This window comes from Janthinobacterium sp. CG_23.4 (assembly GCF_029892305.1).
GTDB classification, from domain to species: Bacteria; Pseudomonadota; Gammaproteobacteria; order Burkholderiales; family Burkholderiaceae_D; genus Janthinobacterium; species Janthinobacterium lividum_D.
In genome coordinates, this window is record NZ_JARXUX010000001.1 from 2,363,137 (window position 1) to 2,388,631 (window position 25,495).

The window sequence follows — 25,495 nt, forward strand, 5'->3', positions numbered from 1 at the left end:
TGTCTGCCCGCCATACCCCAAGACGAAGATAGTGACCTGAAGTCAAGCCTAATGCTGGCCTGATTGGCATCGCCATGCGTGTGCGATGGCAGCTGCAGGCCAGAGGCGGGAGCGACAGGCAACGATTGCCACCAAAATGCAATCAAGTTGCATTATAATTGTTAATGCAGGTAAATTGCATTTGATGGTTTAAGCTCCATGATCAGCCCTATTTGGCTCCACCCTGAAGGAATCCCATGCCCCAGTTGCAGCGCAAACTCCCCGTCACCGTCCTATCCGGCTTTCTCGGTGCCGGCAAGACTACCTTGCTTAACCACATACTGCGCAACCGCGAAGGCAAACGCGTGGCCGTCATCGTCAACGATATGAGCGAAGTCAATATCGACGCCGCGCTGGTCAAGGACAGCGCCGCAGCGGCCGGCGCGGCCCTCTCGCGCACGGAAGAAAAACTGGTGGAAATGTCCAACGGCTGCATCTGCTGCACCTTGCGCGACGATTTGCTGCAGGAAGTACGGCGTCTGGCTGCCGAAGACCGCTTCGATTATTTGCTGATCGAATCGACGGGCGTGGGCGAGCCGATGCCCGTGGCCGCCACCTTCGACTTCGAGGATGAGCACGGCGACAGCCTGAACGATGTGGCGCGCATCGACTGCATGGTTACCGTGGTCGACTGCGCCAACCTGCTGGCCGATTTTCATAGCGAAGACAGCCTGGAGCAGCGCGGCGAAACCGCAGGCGAGGGCGACGACCGTCAACTGGCCAATTTATTGACGGAACAAATCGAGTTTGCCAATGTCATTGTCCTCAACAAGGTTGACATGGTGCAGGCCGATGAGCGCCTGCGCGTACTGGCCATCCTGAAGGCCTTGAATCGGGCAGCACGCATCATCGAAACCAACCAGTCTGTCGTGCCCCTGGACGCCATTTTGGGCACAAATCTGTTCGATCTGGAGCAGGCGGCCGCCATGCCGGGCTGGGCGCAAGAGCTGGCGGGGATCCATACGCCAGAAACCGAAACGTATGGCATCGGCAGCTTCGTCTACCGGGCGAGAGAGCCATTTCACGCGCAGCGTCTGCATGACTATATTTCCCAGCCGATTCCCGGCGTGGTGCGCAGCAAGGGATATTTTTGGCTGGCCAGCCGCCCTGAATGGGTAGCGAGCCTGTCTGGCGCGGGCAAACTGATGAATATCGAGCCCGTGGGCTTGTGGTGGGCTTGCGTGCCGAAGGAGCGCTGGCCCACGGATGCGGTCTCGCTGGCGGAAGTGAAGGCGGGCTGGAGCGAGGTATACGGCGACCGCTACCAGGAGCTTGTCTTCATCGGGCAGGACATGGACCAGGCCGCCATCGAGGCGGCCTTGAGACAGTGTCAACTCAACGATACAGAGACGCGCCAGGGCATGGCCGCCTGGCGCAAGCTGCCCGACCCCTTCCCGCAATGGCAGCGCATGGAAGAACTGGAAGACTAAGCGTACAAAGAAAGCATGCCTCATGACAGAATTGATCCCCGTGACCATCATCACGGGTTTTCTCGGCAGCGGGAAAACCACCTTACTCAAGCGCATATTGCAGGCTGATCACGGCGTGCGCATCGCCGTGATTGAAAATGAGTTTGCGGCAGAAAGCATTGACCATGACTTGCTGCTGCGAGAAAGCGACGAGCAGATCGTGGAAGTGAACAATGGCTGTATCTGCTGCAGCGTGCGGGGCGACCTGATCCGCATCCTGGGGCAGTTGCAAGCCAAGCGCGCAGCGCAGACGATCGCCTTCGACCACGTGATCATCGAAACGACGGGTCTGGCCGCGCCTGGCCCGGTGGCGCAAACCTTCTTTGCCGAGCCGTCTGTCAGCGAGTTTTACATGCTCGACGCCATTTTGACGGTGGTGGACGCGCGCCACGCACAAGAGCAATTGACCTTGCACCAGGAAGCGCAGGAGCAGGTAGGCTTTGCCGACCGCATCTTGTTGTCGAAGACGGACCTGGTCGGCAAGGATGAGCTGGCCGCACTGCGCCAGCGTTTGTTCGCCATCAATGGCCGCGCCCGCATACAGAAGGTGCGCTTTGGCCACGTACCGCTGCGCGATATCCTGAATATTCGTGGCTTCCATTTGAGCGCCATCGTTGAGCTGGAGCCCGATTTCCTGGGAGAATTAGGCCACCGCCATGGCGACGGCGTGCAATCGTTCGTCTACCACCAGTCCCAGGCCCTTGATTTACTTCAGGTGGAAAACTTTCTCGATGCCGTGGTGCAGCTGTTCGGCAGTCAGCTGATGCGTTACAAGGGCATTCTCTACGTTGCCGACGTGCCATGCCGCGCCGTGTTCCAGGGCGTGCACATGCTGATGGGATCGGAACTGGGTGCGCCGTGGCGCGATGGCGAAACGCGCGCCAGCAAGATCATTTTCATCGGTCGCGATTTGCCGCAGCAGATGCTGACGCGTGGACTGGATCGCTGCGTGCTCAGCTGATGCCAGAATGGCCTTACTTGCAGCGCGGGCACAGGCCCTTGATTAAATAATCGACTTCGTCGCCGCTAAAACCTTCGGGCAAGAGCACCGGGGCAGGCAGCTTGACTTCATTGAAACAGGTGACGTTCGCGCATTTGGTGCACTGGAAGTGTGCGTGTTCGTGCGCCTGGTGGCCGGCACCCGCACTGAAGCGCCACACCTGGTCGGCGCCCGCGATGCGGTGCACCAGTTCATTTTCCGTCAGCCATTCGAGCACCCGGTACAGCGTGACGGAATCGATATCGCTGTCTTGCGACAGTGCCTGCTGGATTTCATGGTGGGTCAGTGAACGGCTTTGCAGCATTAAAAAGTCGAGCACCTTCACGCGCGTCTTGGTGACGCGGGCGTTGGTGTTGCGTATCAACGATTCGGCTTGCGGTGTAGAGGATGTTGTCAACATGATATGGCCTGCTTGCGGCGGATCGGCGGGCGGCGTCATCGCCGTGCCTTTGCCACCCTATGGGCCGTATCTTAGCATGCGTGCCGACAAGCATGAAGCCGCGTCATGTTTTGAACGCCCAATAGCGACCGGCTACGGTATCGACGGGGTCGAGAAAGCGCTGGTCGGCACGCGTATTGTCGCGTATCAAGTAAAACATGTCGGCAAGAGCCGAGCGCTTTTCCGCAAAGTACGCGTGCTTCATGAAGCTCGTGTCGACGCCCGTGGCGTCGATGGTTTCCACGCCAGCCACGATCAGCATGCCGGCGCCACTGTCGCCTGCGCGCGGGTAGCCGTGCACGGCTTGCGAGGCGGCCAGGGCCAAGTCTTGCGATGAGGCATACAAAGTGACGGGGTTGCGCGCGCCGGCCAGTTGCGGCGCGATATCGTGCTTGAAGATGGCTGCGTCGATATCGGGCGCAGACAAGATGAGTTCCGTGATTTTTTGCGCCAGCTGCGGCTGCGCGGCCAGCAAGTCGGCCACGGCCCGCGTCAGCCCGCGACTACCCATGCTGTGTCCTACCAGATACACTTGCGCCGCCTCCGTGCTGGCGAGAAAGTCGGCCAGAAAGTTGGTGATGTGGGGCGTGCTCCATTCGATATTGTTTTCATCGATGGTGTAGCCGGCCACGTCGCCGCGCGACGGCCAGCTATAAAATACGGGGGCGCCATCGAAACCGAGGTCGTAGGCCATCTGGCCCGTGCGCCGGGCCGCATCCTCGAAGCTCACATTGTAGCCGTGGAAGAAGACAAAGGCGCTCTTGCCAGCCGAGGCGCGTATCTGCGTTTTCAGGGCGGCAAAGAAATTATCGCGGCCCTGCACTTCGGCCGTCAGCAGCACGACGTGTTTGGCCGGGTCGTTGCGAAACTCAAGGCGCCATAGCGACGGCGACTCCAGCTGGCCCATGCGGTGGTCGCGGGGGATGCTGATGTCGCAGCTGCCATAGCTGAGCTGGCCATCGCCGCCGCCATTGCCGCTACTCATGCCTTTGCTGCGTTCGCCGCTGAAGCGCTGGGCCGGCGGCTTGCCCACATTGCGCTGGCGGTCGGTGGCGAAATACACTTTCACCACCGCATAATTGGACACCACGGCGCTCTTGTCGGCTGGCGCGGCTGCCGTTTCTACCTCTGGCAGCGGTGAAGGCAGGCGCTGCAGGGTATCGAGCAAGCGCTGCGCGGCAAACAGCGTTCCCATGTCATCGGGCACGTTTGCCGCGGCCAGGGCCGCCGACAGCGCCAGTTGCAGCTGGGGATTGGCCGGCGCCGCTTCCAGCGCGGTGATGGTGGCCAGGATGGCGGCAGCGCCGTCGCACTTGCCGATGGCCAGCTTCAGGCGTTGATATTGGCCGGTGACAGCCTCGGGCGCATGGCTGGGCACGCCATGTTCGATGGCCGCCAGCACGGCGGAAGTGATCAAGTCCATATGCCACCTGCCTTTCAGGTCACTATACATTGAATATTGATTTATATTGCCATAAAAGCACGCGCAAAGCGATTTGTCCAGCTTCCCGCGCAACAAGCGCGGCCAAGCCAGTGCCAATGACGTAGACCTAAATCGTTCTGCCGGCGCGGTACACGGACAGCAGGACCGTCACGCCCGGCACGGAATCGGAGCAGAAGGCTCGCGGGTCGAGGAAATCGACACCGGCAAACTGCATGCAAATGTCGGGGAGGATGGAAATTGCCTGCATTTCCCAACGCGAATGGGCCATTTTGTTGATTTTCTCGGCGTGCATGATGTCTGGCTTGATGCTGATTTTCTCTTGCTGTTAGGGCGCTAGCTGTCACGCTTGACGGCGTCGGCGGTTTGCACGAAAGGGCGGCAATCGATGGGGACGTCGAAAATGAAGCGGGTGCCCGTTTCAGGCGCGCTGTCGACGGCGACGCTGCCGCCGTGGCTTTCGGCCACGTTTTGCACGAAGGGCAGGCCGATGCCCCAGCCCGGCGCGGCGCTGCCATTCTCGCGGCGCAGATAGTCGAAAATGCGTTCGGCCTGTTCCGGCGCGATGGCCCGGCCGCCATTATGAACGGTGATGAGCAGGCGCTCATGCACCGCTTCCACGTACACATTGATGGGCGCGTCGGCGCCATACTTGAGGGCATTGCCGAGCAGATTTTCCAGCGCCCGCCGCAGCGAGTTCTCGCACCACCAGCCGACGACGGTCAGGCCGCTGACCTGGCATTTGTCGGGCTGCTGCAGATTGACCTGGCTGACCACGGCGTGCACCAGGGGCATCACATCGAACTGGCTCAGCACCAGCGGCAGTTGCTGGCCATGGTAATAGCTGAGGCTATCGAGCAATTCCTCGATCATGCTGTCAAGCCGTTTGCAATGCTCGGCAATCTTGTGCGCCAGCAATACCATCCGTTCCGGGTCCGCCGGCCGCAGCAGCAACTGGGCGCTGGTGCTGATCACGGCCAGGGGGTTACGCATGTCATGCGACAGGCCAGCGGCGATGCGTCGCCGGAAGCCTTCGTGCATGCTGGTAAATTCGCGTATCGATACGCGGATGCCCATATCGATCGATTCGTTGAGCACACGCCAGTCTTTGCTGCGCAACATGATGCCGGCGTCCTGCGCGACGGCGGCAAAGCAGTCGCGAAAAATCTGGTATTCCTGGATCACTTGTTCCGGCCCGTAATTGGTCATGCGCGCCCGTTCATTGCCATGTGCAGCAGGGACGTTGCTGTTGCTGGTGGCGTTGTCACGCGGATGGCCCGGCGTCAGCGCCTCTGCCAGATGAAGGAAAAAGGCCGGCAAGGTATTGATGAGTATGGGCGTGAGCAATTGGTCCGCGCCGCGCACACTGGCGCGCACGCGCGTCTCCCACGCGTTAAGAACGGCGTCGCGCATGGCGAAGATGCGCTGCGCGCGCTGCAGTTGCTGGCGCCTGCCTGCCTGGCGCCGCAGCGCATGATCGGTGGCAATATTCACCCGAACTCCCTCACAGCAATGGCTATGCTTTCGATAGTATGCGCCAATTGCGCCATCGGGGGAACGCCTTATTGCCCGGCATCGCGCTACCGCAGGGGAGGCTACAAGCGGAAAAGGAGGCTGACTATGCGTCCAGGGAAAAGTTTTGTGGATCATCATGAGCAGGCGCAAAGCCTGTATCGAGTTCGGCGTGGAAAGCAGCGATCCTCCACGTGCCCTTGACGCCGCGCTCCCAGGCGGCATACGGGCAGGCAGCTTGCTTTTGCGCAGCAGCGGACTGGGAATGCTGAGCAATAGCGGCAAAGCATGGCACCCACCTCATGCGCTGCTCTGTCGATACCCTGGTGATGCATAGGTGCCAGGTGCCGAATTGCGCCAGAAAAAGGCGCGGCAGGCGACACCTTGCAAATTTATCAATTCGCAAGCGCAAGTGTCGCTAGAATAGGCTATCGCGCCCGGCGCCCACAGGAAACCGTATGCCATTGCACCACCATCTACAAGTCGTTTTCACGCGCAGGCAGATACGCTGGAGCTTGAGCCTGAAAGGCGCGGCCGTTGCGCTGATCCTGGCCATGCACGCGCTGGGTCTGTATTTCCTGCTCTTGCCAGCGCGACAATTCAAACAATATACCGAAGTGGCTTTCATGACCCTGCTGCCGGTACGTCCGCCGCCAGCACCAGCGATGACCTTGCCCATGCCGATGCCCATGCCGATTCTCATGCCGATTCTCAGACCCATGCCCATGCCCATGCCGCGCGCGCGGGGCAGTACGCGGCCCGTTACCATCGAGACAGCTCCCGTGACAGCGCAGGCGATCAGCGTGCCGGTCGACGACTTGCCCGCCGCGCCCGTCACGGCGCCGTCGAGCGCCGACTTGCGCACGCGTGCGCGACTCGCCGCAGGCGCCGCCGACAAGGCCGTGCGTGCCGAGCTGAAGCAGGAACAACCATGGCTGGCCACTACCGAGCTCAAGAGCGCAAGCAGCTTCCAGAATCTGGTCGCCTCGGCGTGGCGCGGCGGTCCGCTTATCCGCGTGGAGCAATACCTGACGGCCGATGGGCGGCCCGCCACGCGTGTCGTCAGCCCCGGCGGTGCCACCTGCTATGGCATGGATGCGAATCCGGGCGCAGGCGCCGATCCATTCAAGACGGGCGGCAAGGTAAAACGCGTGCCTTGCCCAGGCTAAAGAGCGCCCAAGGCACACGGTTTTTACGCCCATTGCAGGGCTTGCTCCACGGCTGGTCGTCAAATATGCTAAGTTGCTTCTGCACTTCATGTTGAAACGAACCAAGATGCCCATGCTGCCCGAACTTCTCATGCTCGCCCCCAGGCCTTCGGCTGCCGTCTATGCGCAGCTGGAACAGCAATACAGCCGTCACCACGCCCGGCAAATGCGGGTGCACGAGCGCAACGCCTGGCGGCTTGAACACGCATCAGGCGCTGGCGCAATGGCGGCTCGATCTTCTGGCGGCACACTTGGTCCGCTTGCCCTGATTGAGGCCAGGCACGCCCAGGCTCTCACCTTTTACCAATAAGAATGAAAGAGATGTATGGAATTAACTAAATCGCTGCTGCGCACGCGCGGCGGACATGACAGCGGCAAGGTGAGCATGATCGAACTGTTCTTCGACCTGGTGTTCGTGTTTGCCGTGACGCAACTGTCACACGGTTTGCTGGCGCACCTGAGCGCCATGGGCTGGTTGCAGACAGGCTTGCTGCTCATTGCCGTCTGGTGGGTATGGATCTTCACATCGTGGATCACCAACTGGCTCGACCCTGAGCGCATTCCCGTGCGCATCAGCTTGTTTGTGCTGATGCTGGGCGGCCTGATCATGTCGGCCTCGATACCGGAAGCGTTTGGCACGCGCGGCCTGGCCTTTGCAGGCGCCTATGTCGCCATGCAAGTGGGGCGTCCTTTGTTTGCCTGGTGGGCCGTGCGCGCCGACACCGTGGCGCGCCGCCGCAATTTCCAGCGCATCGCCCTGTGGGCCGCTTTGTCCGGCGTTTTCTGGATCGCCGGCGGCGTCGCATCGCCCGAGCAGCGCATGTTTTGGTGGGGCGCGGCTTTGCTGATCGACTTGGCCGGTCCATGGATGCAGTTCAGCCTGCCCGGCCTGGGACGCTCGATGATCGCCGACTGGGATATTGATGGCAGCCACATGGCCGAACGCTGCGCCCTGTTCGTCATCATCGCCCTCGGCGAATCGCTGCTGGTGACGGGCACCACCTTCGCGGGCCTGGAGTGGACGGCTGCCAACTGGCTGGGCTTTTTCTCGGCCCTGGTCGGCAGTGTCGCCATGTGGTGGCTGTATTTTGACACGGGCGCCGAAGCGGGCCGCCACCGCATCGCCCATGCGAAAGACTCGGGCAGCATCGCCCGCAAGGCCTACACATATATCCACGTGTTGATCGTGGGCGGCGTGATCGTTAGCGCCGTGGCCGATGAGCTGGCCCTCGTGAGTCCGGACGAAGCGAGCTTCGCCGGCATCAGCGCCTTGCTGGGCGGGCCGATCCTGTATTTACTGGGCAATGCGCTATTCAAATGGGTCAGCAACGACCGTGCCACGCCGCCGCTGTCGCATTTGCTGGGCATCGGCATCATCCTGGCGCTGATCCCGATGGCTTACGGTCGCCTGTACACGCCTTTGACTCTGGCCTGCATCACCAGCGGCGTGCTGGTCCTGGTGGCTGCGTGGGAACATACTGCCTTGCGCCGTCTGCCGCCGGAGCTCGATGCGTGATGCTGGTGTAAGCTTAGCCGGGCGGCGTCACGCCGTCCGGATCGCTGCGCGTATCGAGTTGCAGCTGAAAGAACGCCAAGTCCAGCCAAGTGCCGAACTTGGTGCCCACCTGACGCATCAATCCCACTTCGTCGAATCCCAGTTGCTTGTGCAAGGCGATCGAGGCGGCGTTGCCGGCCTCGATGCCCGCCACCATCACGTGCTTGCCCAAGCCGCGCGCGCGCACAATCAATTCCCCCATCAGGGCCTTGCCGACGCCGGCGCCGCGACTATCGGCGCGCACGTATACGGAATGCTCGACCGTATGGCGAAAACCCTCGAATGGGCGCCAGTCGCCAAACGAGGCGTAGCCTGCCACCTGCTGCTGCGCATCGATGGCGACCAGCACCGGATAGCCGGCGCGCGCGCGCTCAGCGAGCCAGGCGGCGCGGTTGGCTACATCGACGGTCCGCTCATTCCAGATAGCCAGGGTGTTGCTCACGGCATCGTTGTAGATGGCCGTAATTGCCTCGATATCGCCGATCAGGGCGTCGCGTATATGCATATTGATTTCCTCGCTGGGCGTCTACTATAATGGACAAATCATAGATTGGCGACCCCGCCTTGTCCACTAGAATCCGATGTATGTCCACTAAACCAGACGAATTGAACCAGCGCATCGGGGCCCGGGTGCGCCTCGAGCGCGACAGCCTGGGCTGGTCGCTGACGCACCTGGCAGCCCGTTCGGGCGTGTCGCGCGCGATGGTGCACAAGGTGGAACGCGGTGATTGCAGCGCCACGGCCACCTTGCTGGCACGGCTGTCGGGTGCCTTCGGCCTGAGCATGTCCGAACTGATCGCCCGTGCGGAGATGCGCGAAGGGCGCTTGCTGCGCAAGGCTGAGCAGCCCGTGTGGATCGACCCGCAGAGCGGCTATGTGCGGCGCCACGTGTCGCCCGCGTCGGGCATACCGCTCGACCTGGTGCATATCAGCTTGCCGCCGGGCGCGGTGGTGGCGATGCCAGCGGCCGCTTATGTGGCGCGGCGCCAGCTGATCTGGGCGCTGGCCGGCAAGCTCGTCTTCATCGAAGGCGACACCCGCCACGTGCTGGACGAAGGTGATTGCCTGGAGCTGGGTGCGCCCGCCGATTGCGTGTTCAAGAATGAAACGTCGGTCGATTGCACTTATGCCGTGGCCGTGCTGAAGCAGGGCTGAAGCAGCATCGTCTTGAATCAATTGATGGTCGCCGCCGCGCGCAGTTGGGCTTAGCACCTGTTTCGGTCGGGCACTGCCGGTAAAAAAATAAAAAAAATGTAACTATTCAGACAGTTTCGTGTGCGCCGTCTGCACTTGTAATATGATGCAATCGAGCAATTCATAGCAATCATATAACTACCGCAGCTAATCCTCGGTGACGGCACGGGAGGCGCGCATGCGCAACAAACGCATTATCATTACCAGCGTGCTGGCGGCAGTCATCGGCGTGGCGGCCCCCCTGAGCCTCGCTTTTTACCTGTCGTCCGTGCGCGCCGAACAGGGCGAGCAGGAACGCCTGCGCCTGCTGGGCCGCTACGCCCTCGAACGTGCCCACCGTGCTATCACTTCGGCTGGGGCCGTCCTGCGCCGCGCCGATGCGCTCGACCTGCTACCTTGTTCGGCAGCGCATATTGAGCAACTGCGCCGCATGACCATCACCGAGCGTAGCATCGACGATATCGGCTATGTCGAAAATGGCTTGCTCGAATGTACCTCTACGGGCATCGAACAGGCGCGCATCGTTGTCAAGCCAGCACAGTACACGATGGACAATGGCATGGGCCTCGATTTCAAGCTGTACCCCGTCGTTAGCGGCGGCAAGCGCATGGTCGGGCTGTCTTACCGTGCCTATAAAGTGTTGATCGATACCGTGAGCTTTTCCGATGTCATCATCGACGATGACATCCAGATGGCCGTGGCCATGGGCAAGCGCGGCGTGCTCGACACTTTGCATCATCCCGACCCTGTGCTGGTGCACCGCTTGCTCGCCGACGAACGAGCGGTGCACGACGCCATGCACGCTGACAGCATTCATGCGCTGCTGTACCGCGATGGCTTGACGGCCATCATGATAGAGCCGCGTAGCAAGCTGAACGCGAGGCTGCGCCGCGAACAATTGCTGCTCTTGCCGTTGGGCCTGCTAATGGCCGCCTTCATCGTCGGCATCGTCATCTGGCTGTCACGGCGCCGTTTGTCACTGCTCGGTGAACTTAAGATCGCCATCGAGCGGCGCGAATTTTTTGTCCATTATCAAGCCATCATCGCGCTCGACACGGGCGTGTGCGTGGGCGCCGAGGCGCTGATACGCTGGCGCCGTCCCGACGGCAGCATGATACGGCCCGACCTGTTCATCCCCGTGGCCGAGGAAGGTGGCTTGATGCTGCCCATTACCGACCAAGTGATCGATTGCGTCATCGCCGATATGCGCGCCGCCCTGCAGGCCGACCGCGCGCTGCACATCGCCATCAACCTGTGCGCCAGCGATATTGAAACGGGCAGGGTGCTCGATGTGCTCGAACGGGCGCTCGACGGCACCGGTATCGAGGCGCGGCAGATCTGGCTGGAGGCGACGGAACGCGGTTTCATCAATGTGGAAGCGGCCCGCGCTACCATCGAAAAAGCCCGCGCGCGCGGCCATCAGGTATCGATTGACGACTTCGGCACGGGATACTCAAGCCTGTCGAGCCTGCAAAACCTGCCGCTCGACTCCCTTAAAATCGACAAATCCTTCGTCGACACCATCGGCACGGACGCCGCCACCAGTAGCGTCACGCCGCACATCATCGACATGGCCCGCGCCTTGAGCATGCAGATCGTCGCTGAAGGCATCGAAACACAGCAACAAGCCGATTATTTGCGCGAGCGCAAAGTGGAATTCGGCCAGGGCTGGCTGTTTGCGAAAGCGCTGCCGGCCGCAGACTTTCTCACTTTTTACAGCAAGCGCCGCACCCGCTCGACTGCATCCGCGAGCGGCTGAACGTTTGCTTCACTGCAGCATGCGCGCAAGAATGATGGCACCGGCTTTGCCCAAATCGGTATGCGCATATCACTGTGCCGTGGGTAAGCGAGGCATCAGGCGCAAAGATGTCCGGTGATTTAGGTCTTCGTCAAATGGCGTTTCACCCAAAGCGTCGCCGTCTCGGAGACGATGCGCGCATCGAGGCGGGCGCCCGCCGGCAGGCGCAACCAGCTCCAGGCGCGCAAGGTGTCTGCGCCTTCTCGCACCTGGCCTTGCAACACCAGCAGTTCTGCGCCATAGGGGAAAGTTTCTTGCCATGTCTGGCCGCCTTGCCAATATTGTGCAGTGACGCTTTCACGTGCATCGTGGTGCAAATCTTGCACCAGCACACCGGGACGCTGGGCATCGCCGTGCTGCGGTGCACGGCCCAGGTCAACTTCGACGAACTGGCGGTCATGGGCATGGAATTGGCGTAGCTTGACAAAAATGACGGTACCAGCTTGCGAGCCCGGCGTGTGCCGACTGCCCGGTGGATTGCGCACGTAGCGGCCCACCGGGTGATCGCCCATTTCGTCTTGAAACACGCCATCGAGCACCAGATACTCCTCGCCCATGTCGTGCGTATGTGCTGGGAACATCGAGCCCTTGGCGTAGCGCACGATGCTGGTGGCCTGCGCCACCTCGTCGCCTATGCGCGCCAGCATGCGCCGCTCGACGCCCGCTTGCGGTGACGCCACCCACGGCAAGTCCTGGGCATGCACCAAGGCACGGATGGTGTGGTCGGCATGGATCAGCATGAGGCCTGCCCACGCCATTCCTGCACCACCATTTCGGCAGAGCGCGCCGCGCCTTCGAGGTAACCATTGAAGTCGTCGGCAAATTCCGAGCCGCCCAGATACACCAGCGCGTCCCACGGCGCCGGCAGCTTTCTCGGCGGCTGGGTCGGGTGGCTGTTGACCGGCAAGGCATCAGCAGGCGTCGCGGTGTGCGGGTCCTGCGCCCAATCTTTGAGATGCACCCATTCTGGCGCAGTTGCTTCTGGCCCGAACAATCGGCCCAGTTGTTGCAAGCTGCGCTGAACCAACTCGGCCTCACCGATTTTGGCGCGCCATGACGCAGAGACTCCCACAAAACCAAAGAGTGCAGCCGATAGGCCTGAGGCATCGCTGGCATCGTGGATTTCCACCAAGGGCCCGGCCTTGCTGGCAGCGTCGCCCGACAAGCCCGCCTCGCGCCAGAACGGCGTTTTATAGGAGGCCACCAATTTTGCTTGCCCCGCCATCCACGTGGGCGAGCGCTGCCACTGCGCAGTCAAGCTCGCGGGCAGCTCTGGCTCCCAGCGGATGCGTTCGGCCAAGAGGCGCGGCGGCAAGGTGATGATTGCCGCAGACCCGCGCCACTGCTGTTGGCCCTGCGGGCCGTCGACGATGACGCTCACCGCGTTGTCAGGCGCATGGCGTATCAGCGTGACCTGTGCGTTGAACAACATCTGCGTGCGTTCCAGCCGCGCCGACAGCGCATTCAAGAGCGCCGCCGCGCCCCCTTCCCAGCGCTGGGACGACGGTACTTGCACGTAAGTCGTTTCTTGGCGCAGCACAGCGTGGTTTTGCATTTCCATGACGGCGGCCCCGTGCTGGTGTTGCGCAAACAGCTTCAAGCCCAGCGTAGCGCTCCAGTGGCTGAGTCGTTCATTGATCTCGGGCCATACCCAACTGGGGCCCAGGTCGACAAACGGTGCGCCGGTGTGGGCGGCATCGCTGAGCACGCGCCCGCCGATGCGGTCGCGCGACTCGATCAGCAGCACCGATTGTCCCTGTTGCTCCAGCAAGTACGCACTGAGCAAGCCAGCCAGGCCCGCGCCGATGACAATCACGGCATCTGGCGGGGCACGAAAAGAAGTGTCCATCATAGGGGGTAGAACCTTTACGGGTTAAATAACTGCCGCCCTGGGGCGCAGGTCAAGCTCTTGCATCCGGGTGCTAGGGGGGTGTTCAAAAATTGCCAGTAGCGCTGGACCACGTCACTTGGGAGCATACTACGCTGCCGGCGGCGATCAGCATGCTTTTCACTTGCATGGTGTGTTCTCGTTTGAGCGAGCACTGGCGAACGTGTCGCCACTTGTGAAGAGAGATGGCGCCTTAGACCCGTTCAACACGCTTTTATGGACGCACCGAACGGGGCAGACTTGCTCGATCAGCTTTGGAGTCGCAAGGCCAGGGCTGCGGCCAGAGGCGGCGCCGAGGCCGGGCTTTGGCCCGTCATCAAAGCACCATCGACGACGACGTTGGCCTCCCAGTTGGCTTTGCTCTGGTACTTTGCGCCACGGCCTTTAAGCTCGTCTTCCAACGAGAACAACAGGTGTTTGAGCAACTCAATTTCAGTGTCTTCGTCATTTTTGAAGCCGGTCAAATTGACGCCCTTCACCAAATACTCGCCGTTGGGCAGTCTCACATCGCGCAAAATGGCCGGGGCGTGGCACACCATCGCGATGGGGCGATTGCTGGTGTAAAAATCCTCGATCAATTTGATCACGTGTGCATCGTGGGCCAAATCCCACAGCAAACCATAGCCGCCTGGGAAAAAGACCGCGTCGAAGGTGTCGTAGTTGATGTTGCGCAATTTGCGTGTTGCTTTGGCCGCGTGTTGCGCCACCTCGTCGGCCATAAAGCGTTGGGTGTATTCGGTGGTGAACGGTGCTTTCATGCTCAACCAGTCAATTGGCGCCTCGCCACCGTTAGGTGAAGCGAGCACCACCTCGTAGCCCGCTTCGGTCAAGATGTAATAGGGCGCAGCCAACTCGGTAAACCAAGTGCCCGTGTGTTTGCCGCTGATGCCCATTTCGTCCACCGACGACATGACCAATAAAACGCGCTTTTGTTTATTACCTGTGCTCATGAAAAACTCCTCTGCCGCAATGGCATTTCGATATCAAAAAATAGATGCGTGTACCAGTACTCGCACCCTGCTTTTGCAACACTGGCGGAAAGACTTCAGCCAGTGTTGCTCTTTCGCATTACCTACCTATTAAATGGTAGGCAATACGTTTAAAAAAATTACACAATCAAGCTGGAAAGAAACACATCGCTTATGCGGCGTGGCCCCAGCGGAGACTTCAGGCTGCGCCCGACCAACATCGCCCCTTCAAGCAGCGATAGCAAGGTTTCCGCCAACACTGGGGCGCCCTGTGCGCTCTTCAGGCTGCCACTTGCCAAGCCATCCTGTATCACATCCGTGAGCCATGCCACATTGAGCTGAAAGAAATGCCGCACTTCCAGGTTCACTGCAGCGTCCAGTGAATTCGATTCCGCCCCCAGCATGCCGCAAACGCACAGGTGATGATCATTCATGAAGGTCGTTTCAAATAGATCCGCGTAGGCTTGCAGCCGTTGCGTTGCCGGTTTGACTGCCGTGAGAATCTGGCGCAAGGCGCCGTCAAATTGGTGGGTGTAACGCTGAGCCACCGTCACGCCCAAATCCACTTTGGATGCAAAGTGATGATGAATGCTGGCCTTGCGCATGCCCACCAATTGGGAAATGTGCTCAAACGAGAACCCGTTATAACCGACTTGCTGAACCAACACTTGCGCCGCATCTGCGATGCGCTCAGCCGATGGGGAGAGTTCTTGTAATGTCGTCATGGTGTTTTCGCGCCTAATCTACTTACCTATCAGTTGGTAGGTATGATTATGGCAGGAAAATATGCCGTGTCAAGGATTTTCCGATAAGCAGCTATTTGCTCGCCAGGGCGCACAGGGCTAGTAGCAATTGTGAAACGGTTACTAGGGGTAGTGTGCACATCGCAAAAACATTCACCCAATTCCACTCCGAGGTGCAGCCGCAGCAGTTATGCTTCGGGTGCCTCAGTAGCTTGCTGCTTTAGCGTGTACTAGCGCAAAAGCAGTGGCGCGGCGCGAGCAATGGCAGGATCGAGGAAATGTGAGCACGCTGCCGCCGCTGATTTACACCCAGGTCCAGCCGTAGAGACAAAACGATCTGGAGGCGTCGTCTGCTCCCCAGCAACTCAGAAACTTAACCTTAAGCATGATCCTGCTCAGCTATTGCAGGCAACATGCCCATCACATCGAAGACCGAGTTCCGCGCCGCGACTTAGCGGGCACGTAATCGCAGGAGCCAGGTATGACCCAGTTGAAAAAAATTAAAGTTGTCGAACTCAGGCTGGGAATGTTCCTGCACGGGTTTGACGGACCTTGGCTGAAGCACCCATTCTGGAGGTCCACGTTTCTGCTGACGGAAGCTGCCGACCTTCGGGCGGCGCAGCAATGTGGGCTAGATGAGTGCTGGATCGATACGGCGCGCAGCAAGCAAGAAGCGGCAACGCACACAGAAAAGGGACAGGCGCTGCCACTCGCGGAGCCGCCAGGCGCAGCGCAAGCGAACGTCGCGGTCAGCTTCGAGCAAGAATTATCGCGGGCGCGATTGATTTGCGGTCAGGCACGCGATGCCACAGCGGCCATGTTCAACGAAGCGCGCCTAGGCAGGGCCATCGATCCTGACTCATGCCTTCCGCTGATCGAAGAAATTACGCAGTCGGTTTCGAACAATTCCTACGCCCTGATTAGCCTCGTGCGTCTGAAAACGAACGATGACTACACATATATGCATTCAGTGGCCGTCTGCGCGCTGATGGTGGCACTGGCAAAAAACCTGGGGATGGATGAAAACGGCTGCCGCGACGCCGGCCTTGCTGGCCTGCTGCATGACTTGGGCAAGGCCAACTTGCCACTTGAATTGTTGAACAAACCAGGCAAGCTCAGCGCCTCCGAATACGACCTCGTGAAGCGTCACCCGCAATACGGACATGATTTACTTGTGCAAAGCAAGCTCAGCAATGCAGCAGTGCTGGACGTCTGCTTGCATCACCATGAAAAAATCGACGGTAGCGGCTACCCCGAGGGTTTGAAGGGGGATGACATTTCCTTGCTGTCACGCATGGGCGCCGTTTGCGATGTGTACGATGCCATTACGTCGAACCGTGCCTATAAACCGGGTTGGGATCCAGCAGATTCGATCGCGCAAATGTTGTCATGGCACGGACATTTTGACAAAAAAGTGCTGAACGCCTTTATCAAGACAGTCGGCATTTACCCAAGCGGATCGCTGGTCAAGTTACGCAGTGGAACAGTCGCGGTGGTCGTCGAACAAAATGCATCTGCGTTGACCAAACCGATCGTAAAAGCATTTTTTTCGAGCAAGTCTGGGGCGCGCATACCTATCGAGAGAATCGATCTGTCCGGTCCGGGAGAACGTGAAGGTATCGTGGGACGCGAGCCCAGGGATAAATACGATGCGGCGTTCATCGATGCCTTGTGGGCTGGATAAACTTCAGTTTGAATCCGACTGGGGGGGCATACGCAAGCGACGGCTGCCCCAGTACGCCTGCACGCAAAGCGAACAGGGGAGGATAGACATCGACCACCAGGATCAGCGGCTGCGCGTCGACATGCCTGCGCTCACCCAATAAGGGCCCGCTCAAATTTAGTGGTGATGTCGAGAATTTTTTGCGTCGTGTAAGGTTTGATCACGAAGCCTTTTGCTCCTCCGCTGAGCGCTGCCAGAACACGGTCCAGTGAGCTGTCCGCGCTAACCATCACCATGAAAGCATTGCTGCCGACCGAACGTGCATGTTCAAGCACGGCCATGCCATCCATTTTCGGCATATGTATGTCGAGAAAAACCAGTGCGGACCGATACTCCGGCAGCTCCAGCAGTTGGGCGGCCTGGCGGCCGTCGACAGCGAAGGTGATGGCTCGGTAGCCGAAGCCGCGCAGCATCGATGCCAGCACTTCGCGCATCAAGGGTTCATCCTCGGCGATGATCACTGGCGTGGACAAGCGGTTATTTTTCATGGTTTAACAATCCTTGCAATCGATAAGTTCTTCCAGCGCCCTCAGTTGTGCGTATGCATCGCGAGCGGCGTCGGTATTGCCTGCCCTAGCTGCGCGCTCGATTGCTGCTGTCAACTGACTGAGGCCAGGATAGCCGAACGAGGCGCCGGTGCCGCACAGCGTATGACAGAGCTCGGCCGCCGCATGCAGCGAATTTTGCCGCAAGTGTGCATCGAGTTGTTGCAGGCTTGCCGGTAAGGAGTCGATGAACGCGCGGCGAATGTCGGCGTAGCCAGGCAAATCTTCCAGGCCGCCAAGCGCTGCCGTGTTGATGTCCTGCACCAATAATTGAGACAAGCGGCGCGCCAGCACCTCGACGTCGATCGGCTTGCTGATGCTGCACGCAAAGCCAGCTTCCCTGTACGCCTCGATATCTTCCTGCATCACATTGGCGGTCAGCGCTACCAGGGGGCGACCATATCCGGCGCCCTGCAACACCTTGGCAGCTTGAACACCATCCATCACGGGCATCTGTATGTCCATCAATACCAGGTCGAACTGGCCCTTGAGCGCTGCCTGCACTGCCTGCGCGCCGTCTTCCACCACCTCGACCGTCAATCCCAGCCGGTGCAGCAGCGACACGATCAGCAGGCGGTTATCGGGGCCATCCTCGGCCAGCAGTACGTGACCGGACAACATCATGTCGGGCGCCATTTCGCGCGCGACATTAAGTGTCACAGGTGCGCTATCGACCCAACCGGCTTGCTCCACCATGGGTGCATGGATCTCTAGCTCGAACACCGCGCCTTGCTGGAGCTTGCTGCGCACTTGCACAGCACCTTTCATCTTGGTTGCCAGTTGGTGCACCAGATGCAGCCCCAGGCCGGTACCGCCATATTTTCGCGCGATGCTACTGTCGACCTGGGTGAACGGCTTAAACAGCATTGTCAACTGATCGTCCGACATGCCGATGCCGCTATCGCGCACGCGCAACTTCAGGCGCTGTTGCTCGCTGTTGTACTCAAGCTCGAGCGCTACCGCACCGAGTTCCGTGAACTTGACGGCATTGCTAGTCAAGTTGAACAGTATCTGCTTCCAGCGTGTAGGGTCGCCCATGACCTGCGCGGGAAACGGATAATCGACATGCAAGCTGAAACCGATGCATTTGCTGGCAGCTTGTGCCGCCATCATCGTTTCTACGCCGCTGGCGACATCGACGGGGGAAAATGGCAAGTACTCAAGATGCATGCGGCCCGCTTCTATTTTGGAAATATCGAGTATGCCGTTGATAATGTCGAGCAAGTGGCGACCATTTCGCACGATGATGGACCCGGCATCGCTGGCCGGGCCGCTGATGACGGTGCGCTGAATAATTTCGGCAAAGCCGATGATCGCGGTCAAGGGCGTGCGGATTTCATGGCTCATCATCGCCAAGAATTCGGATTTCGCCGTACTGGCCGCCTCGGCTTCGGCTTGCAGGGCGCGCGTCCTGTCCAGGTCCCGCTCGCGGCATTTCAGGGAAAATATCAGCACCATGAAAGCCGCCAGCATGGCGCAGGCGCTGATCCCTCCTACCAGCGACAGCGCTAGCGAGAATCTGCGCCATTGCGCCAGATAAAGCTGGTCGGTCACGGTGACGTTAATAATCAGGGGGAAATTGTCGATCAGCCGCGCCGCGCCCAGGCGCGAGACGCGCTCGCCGCCTTGCGAAAAGCGCGGGCTTTCGATTTGCACGACGCCGTGCAATTTCTTTAGGCCATCGATCACTTTGAAGCTGCTGCCACTGGGGTTCAGCTCGGCCATCAGCTTGTCTTCGTGCGGCCAGCGCGCCAGTATCATGTAGTCGCGGCGGTACAAGGTTACCGTCGCGTCGGCACCCAGATTGATCTTGTTGTAAAAATCGCTAAGGAAAGTGCTCGAGAAACCGACCAGCGCAAGACCGAGAAACTCGCCGTTGGCCCCGTTCAGACGCCGGCTCAAGTAAAACGTCCATTGGCCGTTGCCCTTGTTGCGCACTGGTCGCGAGATGTGAATGCCCAGATTCGGCTGCTGTAAATGCGCCTGAAAATAATCGCGGTCCGCTAGGTTGATCGGTGGCGCCGGATGTGATCGCGTGAAGTTGATGACGTCGCCATTCGCCGCGACGATGGTGGCCACGTCGACTTGCGGCAATCCCTGCGTCTTGTCGCGCATGCTGGCGAACTGCGCCGCAGTACCCATCTTGAGGCGCAATTGATCGTCCGTCGTCGCGCCGCTGACAGTGACGCTCTCGGCGATGCTGTTCAACACCAGAATCGCCGATCTGACTTCCTGCGCCGTTTGCTCGGCCAGGAGCAGCGACAAATTGTTGAGCTGCGTACTCCATTCCTTGGTCGATTGCTCGCGCGCAATGAGCACGGCGGAACCGACCGTTGCTGCGATAGCGAAGACCAGGAAGCCAGCGAGCAAGCTTGCAATTTTGCTGGATCGAAAATTGCTCGTCATGGTTGCTCTCCTGCGGCCACTATAGCACGCCGATCGTCTTTCCACCGGGCAATATGTTAGTCAACAATCAAAAAATGCTCACCTTCATATAATGGCCATACGATGCGTCGCAGATCATCGCGGCGCGCGTATGCGATGCAGGTCAGCGCGGATGCCAGCGAGTTGGCGCTGTTTTAATTGCAGATCGCTACAGCCAGGCTGCCACTGAGCGCGCCAGCATGGACAAGCTTTGACGACATATTCAAGGCTTGCGGTTGATGCAGCCAACTGCGCAGACGCGTGCCCTGCGGCCCCATGTGGCAGGCGAAACAATGGAGCAAGGCTTGAAGGCTGGCGCAGCGCGTCACGCAGGCACGCTCGCCAAGCCCGAGCATGTCGCCGGGTTCAAACAGTGCGTTGCTGCTTGTTGTCGAGCAATAGCGCCAGGTGCGCCGCCATGCCGGCGTTGTCGCGCAGCAAGCCGTCGCGCTCTTGCGCCAGGCCTGTCGCCTTTTGCTGCGCCACCTGGGCATTGTCCGCCAGCATGTCGAGCTGGCGTTCTTGCGCGCTCAGCGCCACCTTGGCATCGCTGAGCGCCTGCAAGGCCGTGTCCAGCTTGGCCAGCAGGGCTTCGGCCGATGCAGCCGCCTGCAGATACTGAAATTCAAACTGGTCGCGCTCGGGCCGCACGGTGGCCAGGGCGGCGCGGTCGGCAGCCGCTTCGCCCGTCAGGCGCGTCTGCTCCAGCTGCAGCTGCGCCAAGCGCATGTCTTGCTGCACCAGCGTCGCTTGCTGGCCTTGCAAACGCTGTTGCAACTGCGCGTTTTCCTGTTCCAGCCGGCTGATTCGTTGCTGCGCCTGGGTCCGATCTTCACTGCGTTGGGTCGCCGCCGCTTCCTGATAGTGATCGAACTGCGCGCGCACCTGGGCCAGTTGACGGTTCAAAGCGGCGATTTCCTCGCTCCGGTCGGCCAGGCGCTGCGTCAGGCCGGCGTTGTCGCTGTGCAGGGTGGCCAGGGTGACGGCGCGAAAATGGTGTTCTTCCTTCAGTTGCGCCAGCGCTTGTTGAGTGGCGCGCAATTCCTGGGTGAGCGCGGCGCGCACCTCGGTCAGCGTCAACCGTTGCGCTTCCGTCTTCTTGAGTTTTTCCAGTGCCGCCTCGAGCTCGGCGCGGTTCTGCTGCATGCCCGTTTCCAGCTGCTGCGCCACGTCGCGCTGCTGCTTGTCGTACACGCCACGCATCGCCTGCATCAGTTCGGCCGGCAAGCCGGCCTCCGTTTTCACGGCGCCCGCACCCTGGAACTCTTCCTTCCAGCGCTTGAGCAGGGGAGCGATGGTGCTCTTGCTGCCCGTGCTGCCCAGTGCTTGACGCACGCTGTCGACCGTGGGATTGCGACCATCGGCAGCGACGATTTGGGCTGCTTTCATAACATCAGAGTACAGAATGCCGGTGCGGGCCATAAAACCACCTATGAGCGAAATTTAGTAACGTATTACATGATACGTAATGCGGCGTAATATTACGACTTAAATTTTCATATTTTTTGAAAAATATAAGTTGCTATAAGATCGCTTATCGCGTGTTATGGCCGTGTTTTACATGCTATTCTGTGGCTCCCCCAGTACAAAACCGCGATTTCACTGCCGCCATGCCTGATTTACCCCTCTCTAAACGCCGTCCCGCCGTGCCGAAAAGCGCCAACATCCCGGCCCTGCCATTACACGCCGCCTTGGTCGATGCCGAGTTGGCCGCGCGCCAGCAAGCTTTTCTCGCCGCCGCGACATCCGATAACACGCGCCGCACCTACCGCTGCGCCATCCGCCACTTCCAGTGCTGGGGCGGGGCGCTGCCGGCCGACGAGTCCGCCGTCATCCGCTATCTGCTGGCCTACGCCGATAGCCTGAACGCGCGCACCCTGGCGCTGCGCTTGACAGCCCTGTCGCAATGGCATGTGTACCAAGGCTTTGGCGATCCTGCGTCCACACCCACCGTGCGCAAGACCTTAGCCGGCATCGCCCGCGTGCATGGCAAGCCGAAAAAAAAGGCCAAGGCCCTGCCTCTGGAAGATTTGGAAGTGATCGTCACGAGACTGGCGGCGCTGGGCGGCATCAAGGCCCTGCGTGACAGCGCCTTGCTGCAGCTGGGATTCTTTGGTGGTTTTCGGCGCAGCGAGTTGGTGGGATTGACGCTGGAAGACATCAGCTGGGAGCCGCAGGGCATGGTCATTACACTGCCGCGCTCAAAAACGGACCAAACAGGCGAGGGCATCGTCAAGGCCATTCCGTTTGGCGACGCCGTGTGCTGTCCGGCCACCGCCTTGCGCGCCTGGCTGGCGGCGGCGTACATCCGCTCCGGGCCGCTGCTGCGCCCTGTCAACCAGTGGGGACATGTGAGTGCGAAAGCGCTGCACGCGAGCAGCATCAACACGCTGCTGGAAAACTGCGCGAGCTTGGCGCAACTCGATTACGTGCCGCAACTGTCCAGCCACAGTCTGCGCCGCGGCATGGCCACCAGCGCGTACCGGGCGGGCGCCGATTTCCAGGCCATCAAGCGCCAGGGCGGCTGGCGCCACGACGGCACCGTGCATGGCTATATCGAAGAGGCGAGCCGCTTCGAAGAGAATGCGGCCGGCAGTTTACTAAAGGCCAAGAAAAAACCGGCGACCTGACAGCGCGCGACCAGACCTGCCAGCGTACCGGCAACAAATACGCGAACAGGCCGCTAGATACGGCTAATGTCGCCGCCGCAGCACGCCCAGCGTGTCCAGAGTGCCGCTAAATAATGGGTTTGCGGTGCAATGGAAGGCCAAAGCGGGTTCAGAGGGAGGTCTGAGCCGGAAGCCCGGAAAATTTTTCCATCCGGCTCCCGGGCTGGGCAGCCAAGCCCAGCCGGTGGGGGTGTGCTGGAGCGTATGCGCCGCGCCTTTGCGCGATCAGCGCATGGCCGCTGTCGTTCAGGTAAAAATAGCGCGCCAGGCTTGGACAAGCTGCCATCGATAAGCTTGCCGCATTTGTCTAGCGATCAGGTGTCGGGCGCGCCAGCAAGCAACTGCTCAAGCACTTCAATACGGAGCCGACGCGATGTGGTGATGGCGTAGAAGCGCTCAAGCAAGGCTGTTGACTGGCCCACAACGACGAGAATGCCGGAACGCAGCTCATCTTGAACCACCACTTCGGGCAACAATGTCAGCCAGCCACTGTCGCGCGCAATCAGGCGCAGCATGGCCATGTCATCGACCTCGGCGCGTAGTCTGGGACTCACACCTGCCGTGGCACATAGCGCGTCGAATTGGGCGCGCAAGACATGACGAGGACCTGGCAACGCAATATCCAAGCCATTGAGATCTTCCGGAATGCGCAGGCTTTGCGATGCCCAATTGCTCGCAGGACCGACCAGCGAGATCAACTGGCTGCCCAAAAAACGGCAGTGCAAACGGCGATCAGGATCAGCCGGCACGGTCTCATTGGCGAGCACCACATCTAACTGATGCTCTACCAGCCGAGTCAGCAGGCCCTCGAGCAGCCCGGACTCCAGTGTCAACACAACGGCGGGGTTTGTCAGCACGGGTCGAATCCAGTTTTCCTGATAATTGCGCGACAGCGTGGCCACGCTACCCACACGAAGGCGGGCAATCCCTGCTGAGCGGCCTTCCAAGCGTCCCAGCATTTCCTGGCCGAGACCGAAGATGTTGTCGGCATACGCCTGCACAAGTTGCCCCGCGTCGGTCAGGATCAGCCGACGACCTTCGCGGATAAACAAGTGCTCGCCTATCCGGGCCTCCAACTGGCGAATCTGCGCCGAGACTGCTGATTGCGAGGTGTGTAGCTCCTCTGCAGCCCGGGTCAGATGTCCGAGCTTGGCAACGCGCCAGAAATAAAATAGGTGATGAAAATTGAGTTGATTGAGTTTCATCGTTCTGTTTTGAGTATGTCATCGTTCTTATTAATCTATTTTACAGAAGTTTCTTTACAGAGCATCATCCTCGCAACAAATATAAGTAAGGCTATGCGATGGATATTACCCACGTTTTGTATTTAACTTGTGCCTTGGCACCCATCGCTTTGATGGCTGCGTTGGCCGGCTTGACGCGACTTGATTCGATCTCGATACCGCGACTGTGGCGCCTGTTTCAGCTGGTTTCGATTTCCGCGCTGGCATGCACCGGCATGTCGCTTCTGGTGGGTGCCAATGGCGCACCTTGGCCAGGCGTTGTGACAGCGACATCGTTGAGTCTGATTCTGGCTTTGCTGGTGCAGCTGCTTGGCACGGTCATCGCTGCGTTTTCTGCCCGTTATCTGGAGGGGGAGGTCGGCCAGCGACGCTATGTAGGCGTGCTGGCCACTGTGCTCGCTAGTGTCCACCTGCTCTTGATGGCCGATCACTGGCTCGTGCTCATCGCGGCCTGGGCATCCGTCGGCATCGCATTGCAGCATCTGCTGTGCTTTTACCCGGATCGCCCCTTCGCCCTGCTGGCGGCGCACAAAAAACGCATTGCCGATCGGCTAGCCGATGTGATGCTGCTCGGCGCCAGCGCGCTGGCATGGCTAGAGGTCGGCAGCGGTTCGCTCTCGGCTCTGTACTTGCATTTGGCAAAGCCGGGCCTGTCCGTATCCCTGCAAGTAAGCGCCGTCTTACTCGTGTTGGCCGTCATCCTTCGCACTGCCTTGCTGCCGGTGCATGGGTGGTTAATCCAGGTGATGGAAGCTCCCACCCCGGTCTCTGCACTGTTGCATGCTGGCGTGGTCAATCTTGGCGGCTTTGTGCTGATCCGCTTTGCGCCTATGCTCGAACAAGCCCCGCCAGCGCGTATGCTGCTGTTGGTATTCGGCCTGGCGACGACCGTACTGGCCGGTATGGTGATGCTGACACGCATCAGTATCAAGGTCCGCCTGGCCTGGTCAACCGTTGCCCAGATGGGTTTCATGTTGCTTGAGTGCGCGTTGGGCCTCTACACTCTGGCCGCTCTCCATCTGATTGGCCATTCACTCTACAAGGCCCATGCCTTCCTGTCGGCATCGAGCGCCGTGCGTCAGACCCGATTGCAGGTTTTGCGCGGTACGCCATCACCCAGTATCACCAGCCTGGTGCTGGCACCGGTGCTGACGATTTGCGCTGTCCTGTTGGTGCTGAAACTGGCAGGCCATGCATTCTGGCCTTGGTGGTGGAGCGTGGTGCTTGGCCTCGCCTGGGCTCCCTTGCTGTGCTTACCCGCTGTGCACACCGACTGGCAAGCACGCAGTGCGCAAGCCTTTTTCGGGTGCGTGATGGTCGTTGGCCTCACGCTGGCCACCACTGCAGGGCACGCGCTGCCTCTTGGCCTCCAGAATATTCCTCACCAAGGGCTCGGTTTGATCGCCTTGATCGGCATGGCGGCCTTGTATTTCTTTCAGGCGCTGCTGCAAGTGCGACCGCAATTGCTGGCTAACTGGCGTCGCTGGAGCTATGCGGGATTTTATCTGGACGAGGCCTACACGCGTCTGGCGCTCCACCTTTGGCCCACTCGCTGGATGCCCAGGGCCACCCCACAGTGTGCGCCGGAATCGGCCACATCGCCGCGCACCGATGCTGTGCGCTAAATTGCCAAACA

The 25,495-nt window shown here is 60.0% G+C and carries 23 protein-coding genes; 10 read left to right on the forward strand and 13 right to left on the reverse strand.

The window, feature by feature from the left end:
* Window positions 1–236: 236 nt before the first annotated feature.
* Both zigA and H4V96_RS10700 read left to right on the forward strand, forming a co-directional pair.
* The gene (zigA, locus tag H4V96_RS10695; protein WP_010398191.1) at window positions 237–1,469 is read left to right on the forward strand and encodes a zinc metallochaperone GTPase ZigA; all 1,233 of its coding nucleotides are present in this window, start codon (window positions 237–239) and stop codon (window positions 1,467–1,469) included.
* Window positions 1,470–1,491: 22 nt separating this feature from the next.
* Window positions 1,492–2,469: a GTP-binding protein gene (locus tag H4V96_RS10700; RefSeq protein ID WP_196855754.1), complete on the forward strand. Its 978-nt coding sequence runs from the start codon at window positions 1,492–1,494 to the stop codon at window positions 2,467–2,469.
* A 13-nt stretch (window positions 2,470–2,482) separates the two neighbouring features.
* Here the strand turns inward: H4V96_RS10700 and H4V96_RS10705 are convergent, their stop codons facing one another.
* The 4 genes from H4V96_RS10705 to H4V96_RS10720 form a co-directional block, all read right to left on the reverse strand.
* Window positions 2,483–2,908 (reverse strand): transcriptional repressor, encoded by a 426-nt coding sequence (locus tag H4V96_RS10705; protein WP_029496403.1) that lies wholly within the window; start codon window positions 2,906–2,908, stop codon window positions 2,483–2,485.
* 103 nt (window positions 2,909–3,011) lie between these two features.
* Entirely contained in the window at window positions 3,012–4,370 is a 1,359-nt protein-coding gene (locus tag H4V96_RS10710) for an alpha/beta hydrolase (protein WP_196855753.1), read from the reverse strand.
* A 127-nt stretch (window positions 4,371–4,497) separates the two neighbouring features.
* Window positions 4,498–4,683 (reverse strand): hypothetical protein, encoded by a 186-nt coding sequence (locus H4V96_RS10715; RefSeq protein WP_196855832.1) that lies wholly within the window; start codon window positions 4,681–4,683, stop codon window positions 4,498–4,500.
* 41 nt (window positions 4,684–4,724) lie between these two features.
* Window positions 4,725–5,882 carry a HAMP domain-containing sensor histidine kinase gene (locus H4V96_RS10720; RefSeq protein ID WP_196855752.1) on the reverse strand — a complete coding sequence of 386 codons (1,158 nt, stop codon included), beginning with the start codon at window positions 5,880–5,882 and terminating at the stop codon, window positions 4,725–4,727.
* Between the two features lie 476 nt (window positions 5,883–6,358).
* On the opposite strand from H4V96_RS10720, the gene H4V96_RS10725 reads away from it, so the two are divergent.
* The 3 genes from H4V96_RS10725 to H4V96_RS10735 all read left to right on the forward strand — a co-directional run bounded on the left by H4V96_RS10725 (window position 6,359) and on the right by H4V96_RS10735 (window position 8,624).
* A complete protein-coding gene (locus H4V96_RS10725; protein WP_196855751.1) occupies window positions 6,359–7,069 on the forward strand; it encodes a hypothetical protein in 711 nt (236 codons plus the stop codon).
* Between the two features lie 112 nt (window positions 7,070–7,181).
* Window positions 7,182–7,418, forward strand: coding sequence for a hypothetical protein (locus H4V96_RS10730; RefSeq protein WP_196855750.1), 237 nt, complete (start codon window positions 7,182–7,184; stop codon window positions 7,416–7,418).
* A 15-nt stretch (window positions 7,419–7,433) separates the two neighbouring features.
* Window positions 7,434–8,624: a low temperature requirement protein A gene (locus tag H4V96_RS10735; protein WP_196855749.1), complete on the forward strand. Its 1,191-nt coding sequence runs from the start codon at window positions 7,434–7,436 to the stop codon at window positions 8,622–8,624.
* A 13-nt stretch (window positions 8,625–8,637) separates the two neighbouring features.
* Here H4V96_RS10735 and H4V96_RS10740 read toward each other — a convergent pair whose 3' ends face one another.
* Window positions 8,638–9,168 (reverse strand): GNAT family N-acetyltransferase, encoded by a 531-nt coding sequence (locus H4V96_RS10740; protein WP_196855748.1) that lies wholly within the window; start codon window positions 9,166–9,168, stop codon window positions 8,638–8,640.
* An 80-nt stretch (window positions 9,169–9,248) separates the two neighbouring features.
* Between H4V96_RS10740 and H4V96_RS10745 the strand changes: the two genes are divergently transcribed.
* Window positions 9,249–9,818: an XRE family transcriptional regulator gene (locus tag H4V96_RS10745; protein WP_196855747.1), complete on the forward strand. Its 570-nt coding sequence runs from the start codon at window positions 9,249–9,251 to the stop codon at window positions 9,816–9,818.
* A gap of 217 nt (window positions 9,819–10,035) precedes the next feature.
* Window positions 10,036–11,616, forward strand: coding sequence for an EAL domain-containing protein (locus H4V96_RS10750; RefSeq protein ID WP_196855746.1), 1,581 nt, complete (start codon window positions 10,036–10,038; stop codon window positions 11,614–11,616).
* Window positions 11,617–11,735: 119 nt separating this feature from the next.
* On the opposite strand, the gene H4V96_RS10755 is transcribed toward H4V96_RS10750, so the two are convergent.
* From H4V96_RS10755 to H4V96_RS10770, 4 genes are all read right to left on the reverse strand, one after another.
* Window positions 11,736–12,395, reverse strand: a complete 660-nt coding sequence (locus H4V96_RS10755) for a cupin domain-containing protein (RefSeq protein ID WP_070346910.1) — start codon at window positions 12,393–12,395, stop codon at window positions 11,736–11,738.
* Complete coding sequence (locus H4V96_RS10760; RefSeq protein WP_196855745.1) at window positions 12,389–13,507, reverse strand: FAD-dependent oxidoreductase; 1,119 nt, start codon at window positions 13,505–13,507, stop codon at window positions 12,389–12,391. The genes H4V96_RS10755 and H4V96_RS10760 overlap by 7 nt, the downstream gene beginning before the upstream one ends.
* A gap of 284 nt (window positions 13,508–13,791) precedes the next feature.
* Window positions 13,792–14,493, reverse strand: a complete 702-nt coding sequence (locus H4V96_RS10765) for a type 1 glutamine amidotransferase domain-containing protein (protein WP_196855744.1) — start codon at window positions 14,491–14,493, stop codon at window positions 13,792–13,794.
* 158 nt (window positions 14,494–14,651) lie between these two features.
* Window positions 14,652–15,236 carry a TetR/AcrR family transcriptional regulator gene (locus H4V96_RS10770; RefSeq protein ID WP_196855743.1) on the reverse strand — a complete coding sequence of 195 codons (585 nt, stop codon included), beginning with the start codon at window positions 15,234–15,236 and terminating at the stop codon, window positions 14,652–14,654.
* A gap of 499 nt (window positions 15,237–15,735) precedes the next feature.
* Between H4V96_RS10770 and H4V96_RS10775 the strand changes: the two genes are divergently transcribed.
* On the forward strand, window positions 15,736–16,938 hold the full coding sequence (locus H4V96_RS10775; RefSeq protein WP_196855742.1) for an HD-GYP domain-containing protein: 1,203 nt from the start codon (window positions 15,736–15,738) through the stop codon (window positions 16,936–16,938).
* Window positions 16,939–17,069: 131 nt separating this feature from the next.
* On the opposite strand, the gene H4V96_RS10780 is transcribed toward H4V96_RS10775, so the two are convergent.
* From H4V96_RS10780 to H4V96_RS10790, 3 genes are all read right to left on the reverse strand, one after another.
* Complete coding sequence (locus H4V96_RS10780) at window positions 17,070–17,465, reverse strand: response regulator (protein WP_196855741.1); 396 nt, start codon at window positions 17,463–17,465, stop codon at window positions 17,070–17,072.
* Between the two features lie 3 nt (window positions 17,466–17,468).
* The gene (locus H4V96_RS10785) at window positions 17,469–19,928 is read right to left on the reverse strand and encodes a hybrid sensor histidine kinase/response regulator (RefSeq protein WP_196855740.1); all 2,460 of its coding nucleotides are present in this window, start codon (window positions 19,926–19,928) and stop codon (window positions 17,469–17,471) included.
* A gap of 384 nt (window positions 19,929–20,312) precedes the next feature.
* On the reverse strand, window positions 20,313–21,335 hold the full coding sequence (locus tag H4V96_RS10790) for a DNA-binding protein (RefSeq protein WP_196855739.1): 1,023 nt from the start codon (window positions 21,333–21,335) through the stop codon (window positions 20,313–20,315).
* Between the two features lie 221 nt (window positions 21,336–21,556).
* Here H4V96_RS10790 and H4V96_RS10795 point away from each other — a divergent pair, with 221 nt between their 5' ends.
* Window positions 21,557–22,576 carry a tyrosine-type recombinase/integrase gene (locus H4V96_RS10795; RefSeq protein ID WP_280720924.1) on the forward strand — a complete coding sequence of 340 codons (1,020 nt, stop codon included), beginning with the start codon at window positions 21,557–21,559 and terminating at the stop codon, window positions 22,574–22,576.
* Window positions 22,577–22,929: 353 nt separating this feature from the next.
* Here H4V96_RS10795 and H4V96_RS10800 read toward each other — a convergent pair whose 3' ends face one another.
* Window positions 22,930–23,820, reverse strand: coding sequence for a LysR family transcriptional regulator (locus H4V96_RS10800; RefSeq protein WP_010398233.1), 891 nt, complete (start codon window positions 23,818–23,820; stop codon window positions 22,930–22,932).
* 98 nt (window positions 23,821–23,918) lie between these two features.
* On the opposite strand from H4V96_RS10800, the gene H4V96_RS10805 reads away from it, so the two are divergent.
* Window positions 23,919–25,484, forward strand: coding sequence for an NADH-quinone oxidoreductase subunit L (locus H4V96_RS10805; protein ID WP_196855738.1), 1,566 nt, complete (start codon window positions 23,919–23,921; stop codon window positions 25,482–25,484).
* The last annotated feature ends 11 nt before the right edge of the window (window positions 25,485–25,495 follow it).

Coding starts and splice junctions, on each gene's coding strand:
- H4V96_RS10725 (WP_196855751.1), top strand. CDS start 6,359: ATGCCATTGCACCACCATCTACAAGTCGTTTTCACGCGCAGGCAGATA.
- H4V96_RS10795 (WP_280720924.1), top strand. CDS start 21,557: ATGCCTGATTTACCCCTCTCTAAACGCCGTCCCGCCGTGCCGAAAAGC.
- H4V96_RS10715 (WP_196855832.1), bottom strand. CDS start 4,683: ATGCACGCCGAGAAAATCAACAAAATGGCCCATTCGCGTTGGGAAATG.
- H4V96_RS10765 (WP_196855744.1), bottom strand. CDS start 14,493: ATGAGCACAGGTAATAAACAAAAGCGCGTTTTATTGGTCATGTCGTCG.
- H4V96_RS10730 (WP_196855750.1), top strand. CDS start 7,182: ATGCTGCCCGAACTTCTCATGCTCGCCCCCAGGCCTTCGGCTGCCGTC.
- H4V96_RS10780 (WP_196855741.1), bottom strand. CDS start 17,465: ATGAAAAATAACCGCTTGTCCACGCCAGTGATCATCGCCGAGGATGAA.
- H4V96_RS10805 (WP_196855738.1), top strand. CDS start 23,919: ATGGATATTACCCACGTTTTGTATTTAACTTGTGCCTTGGCACCCATC.
- H4V96_RS10760 (WP_196855745.1), bottom strand. CDS start 13,507: ATGATGGACACTTCTTTTCGTGCCCCGCCAGATGCCGTGATTGTCATC.
- H4V96_RS10755 (WP_070346910.1), bottom strand. CDS start 12,395: ATGCTGATCCATGCCGACCACACCATCCGTGCCTTGGTGCATGCCCAG.
- H4V96_RS10740 (WP_196855748.1), bottom strand. CDS start 9,168: ATGCATATACGCGACGCCCTGATCGGCGATATCGAGGCAATTACGGCC.
- H4V96_RS10750 (WP_196855746.1), top strand. CDS start 10,036: ATGCGCAACAAACGCATTATCATTACCAGCGTGCTGGCGGCAGTCATC.
- H4V96_RS10710 (WP_196855753.1), bottom strand. CDS start 4,370: ATGGACTTGATCACTTCCGCCGTGCTGGCGGCCATCGAACATGGCGTG.
- H4V96_RS10745 (WP_196855747.1), top strand. CDS start 9,249: ATGTCCACTAAACCAGACGAATTGAACCAGCGCATCGGGGCCCGGGTG.
- H4V96_RS10705 (WP_029496403.1), bottom strand. CDS start 2,908: ATGTTGACAACATCCTCTACACCGCAAGCCGAATCGTTGATACGCAAC.
- H4V96_RS10800 (WP_010398233.1), bottom strand. CDS start 23,820: ATGAAACTCAATCAACTCAATTTTCATCACCTATTTTATTTCTGGCGC.
- zigA (WP_010398191.1), top strand. CDS start 237: ATGCCCCAGTTGCAGCGCAAACTCCCCGTCACCGTCCTATCCGGCTTT.
- H4V96_RS10775 (WP_196855742.1), top strand. CDS start 15,736: ATGACCCAGTTGAAAAAAATTAAAGTTGTCGAACTCAGGCTGGGAATG.
- H4V96_RS10790 (WP_196855739.1), bottom strand. CDS start 21,335: ATGAAAGCAGCCCAAATCGTCGCTGCCGATGGTCGCAATCCCACGGTC.
- H4V96_RS10770 (WP_196855743.1), bottom strand. CDS start 15,236: ATGACGACATTACAAGAACTCTCCCCATCGGCTGAGCGCATCGCAGAT.
- H4V96_RS10735 (WP_196855749.1), top strand. CDS start 7,434: ATGGAATTAACTAAATCGCTGCTGCGCACGCGCGGCGGACATGACAGC.
- H4V96_RS10785 (WP_196855740.1), bottom strand. CDS start 19,928: ATGACGAGCAATTTTCGATCCAGCAAAATTGCAAGCTTGCTCGCTGGC.
- H4V96_RS10700 (WP_196855754.1), top strand. CDS start 1,492: ATGACAGAATTGATCCCCGTGACCATCATCACGGGTTTTCTCGGCAGC.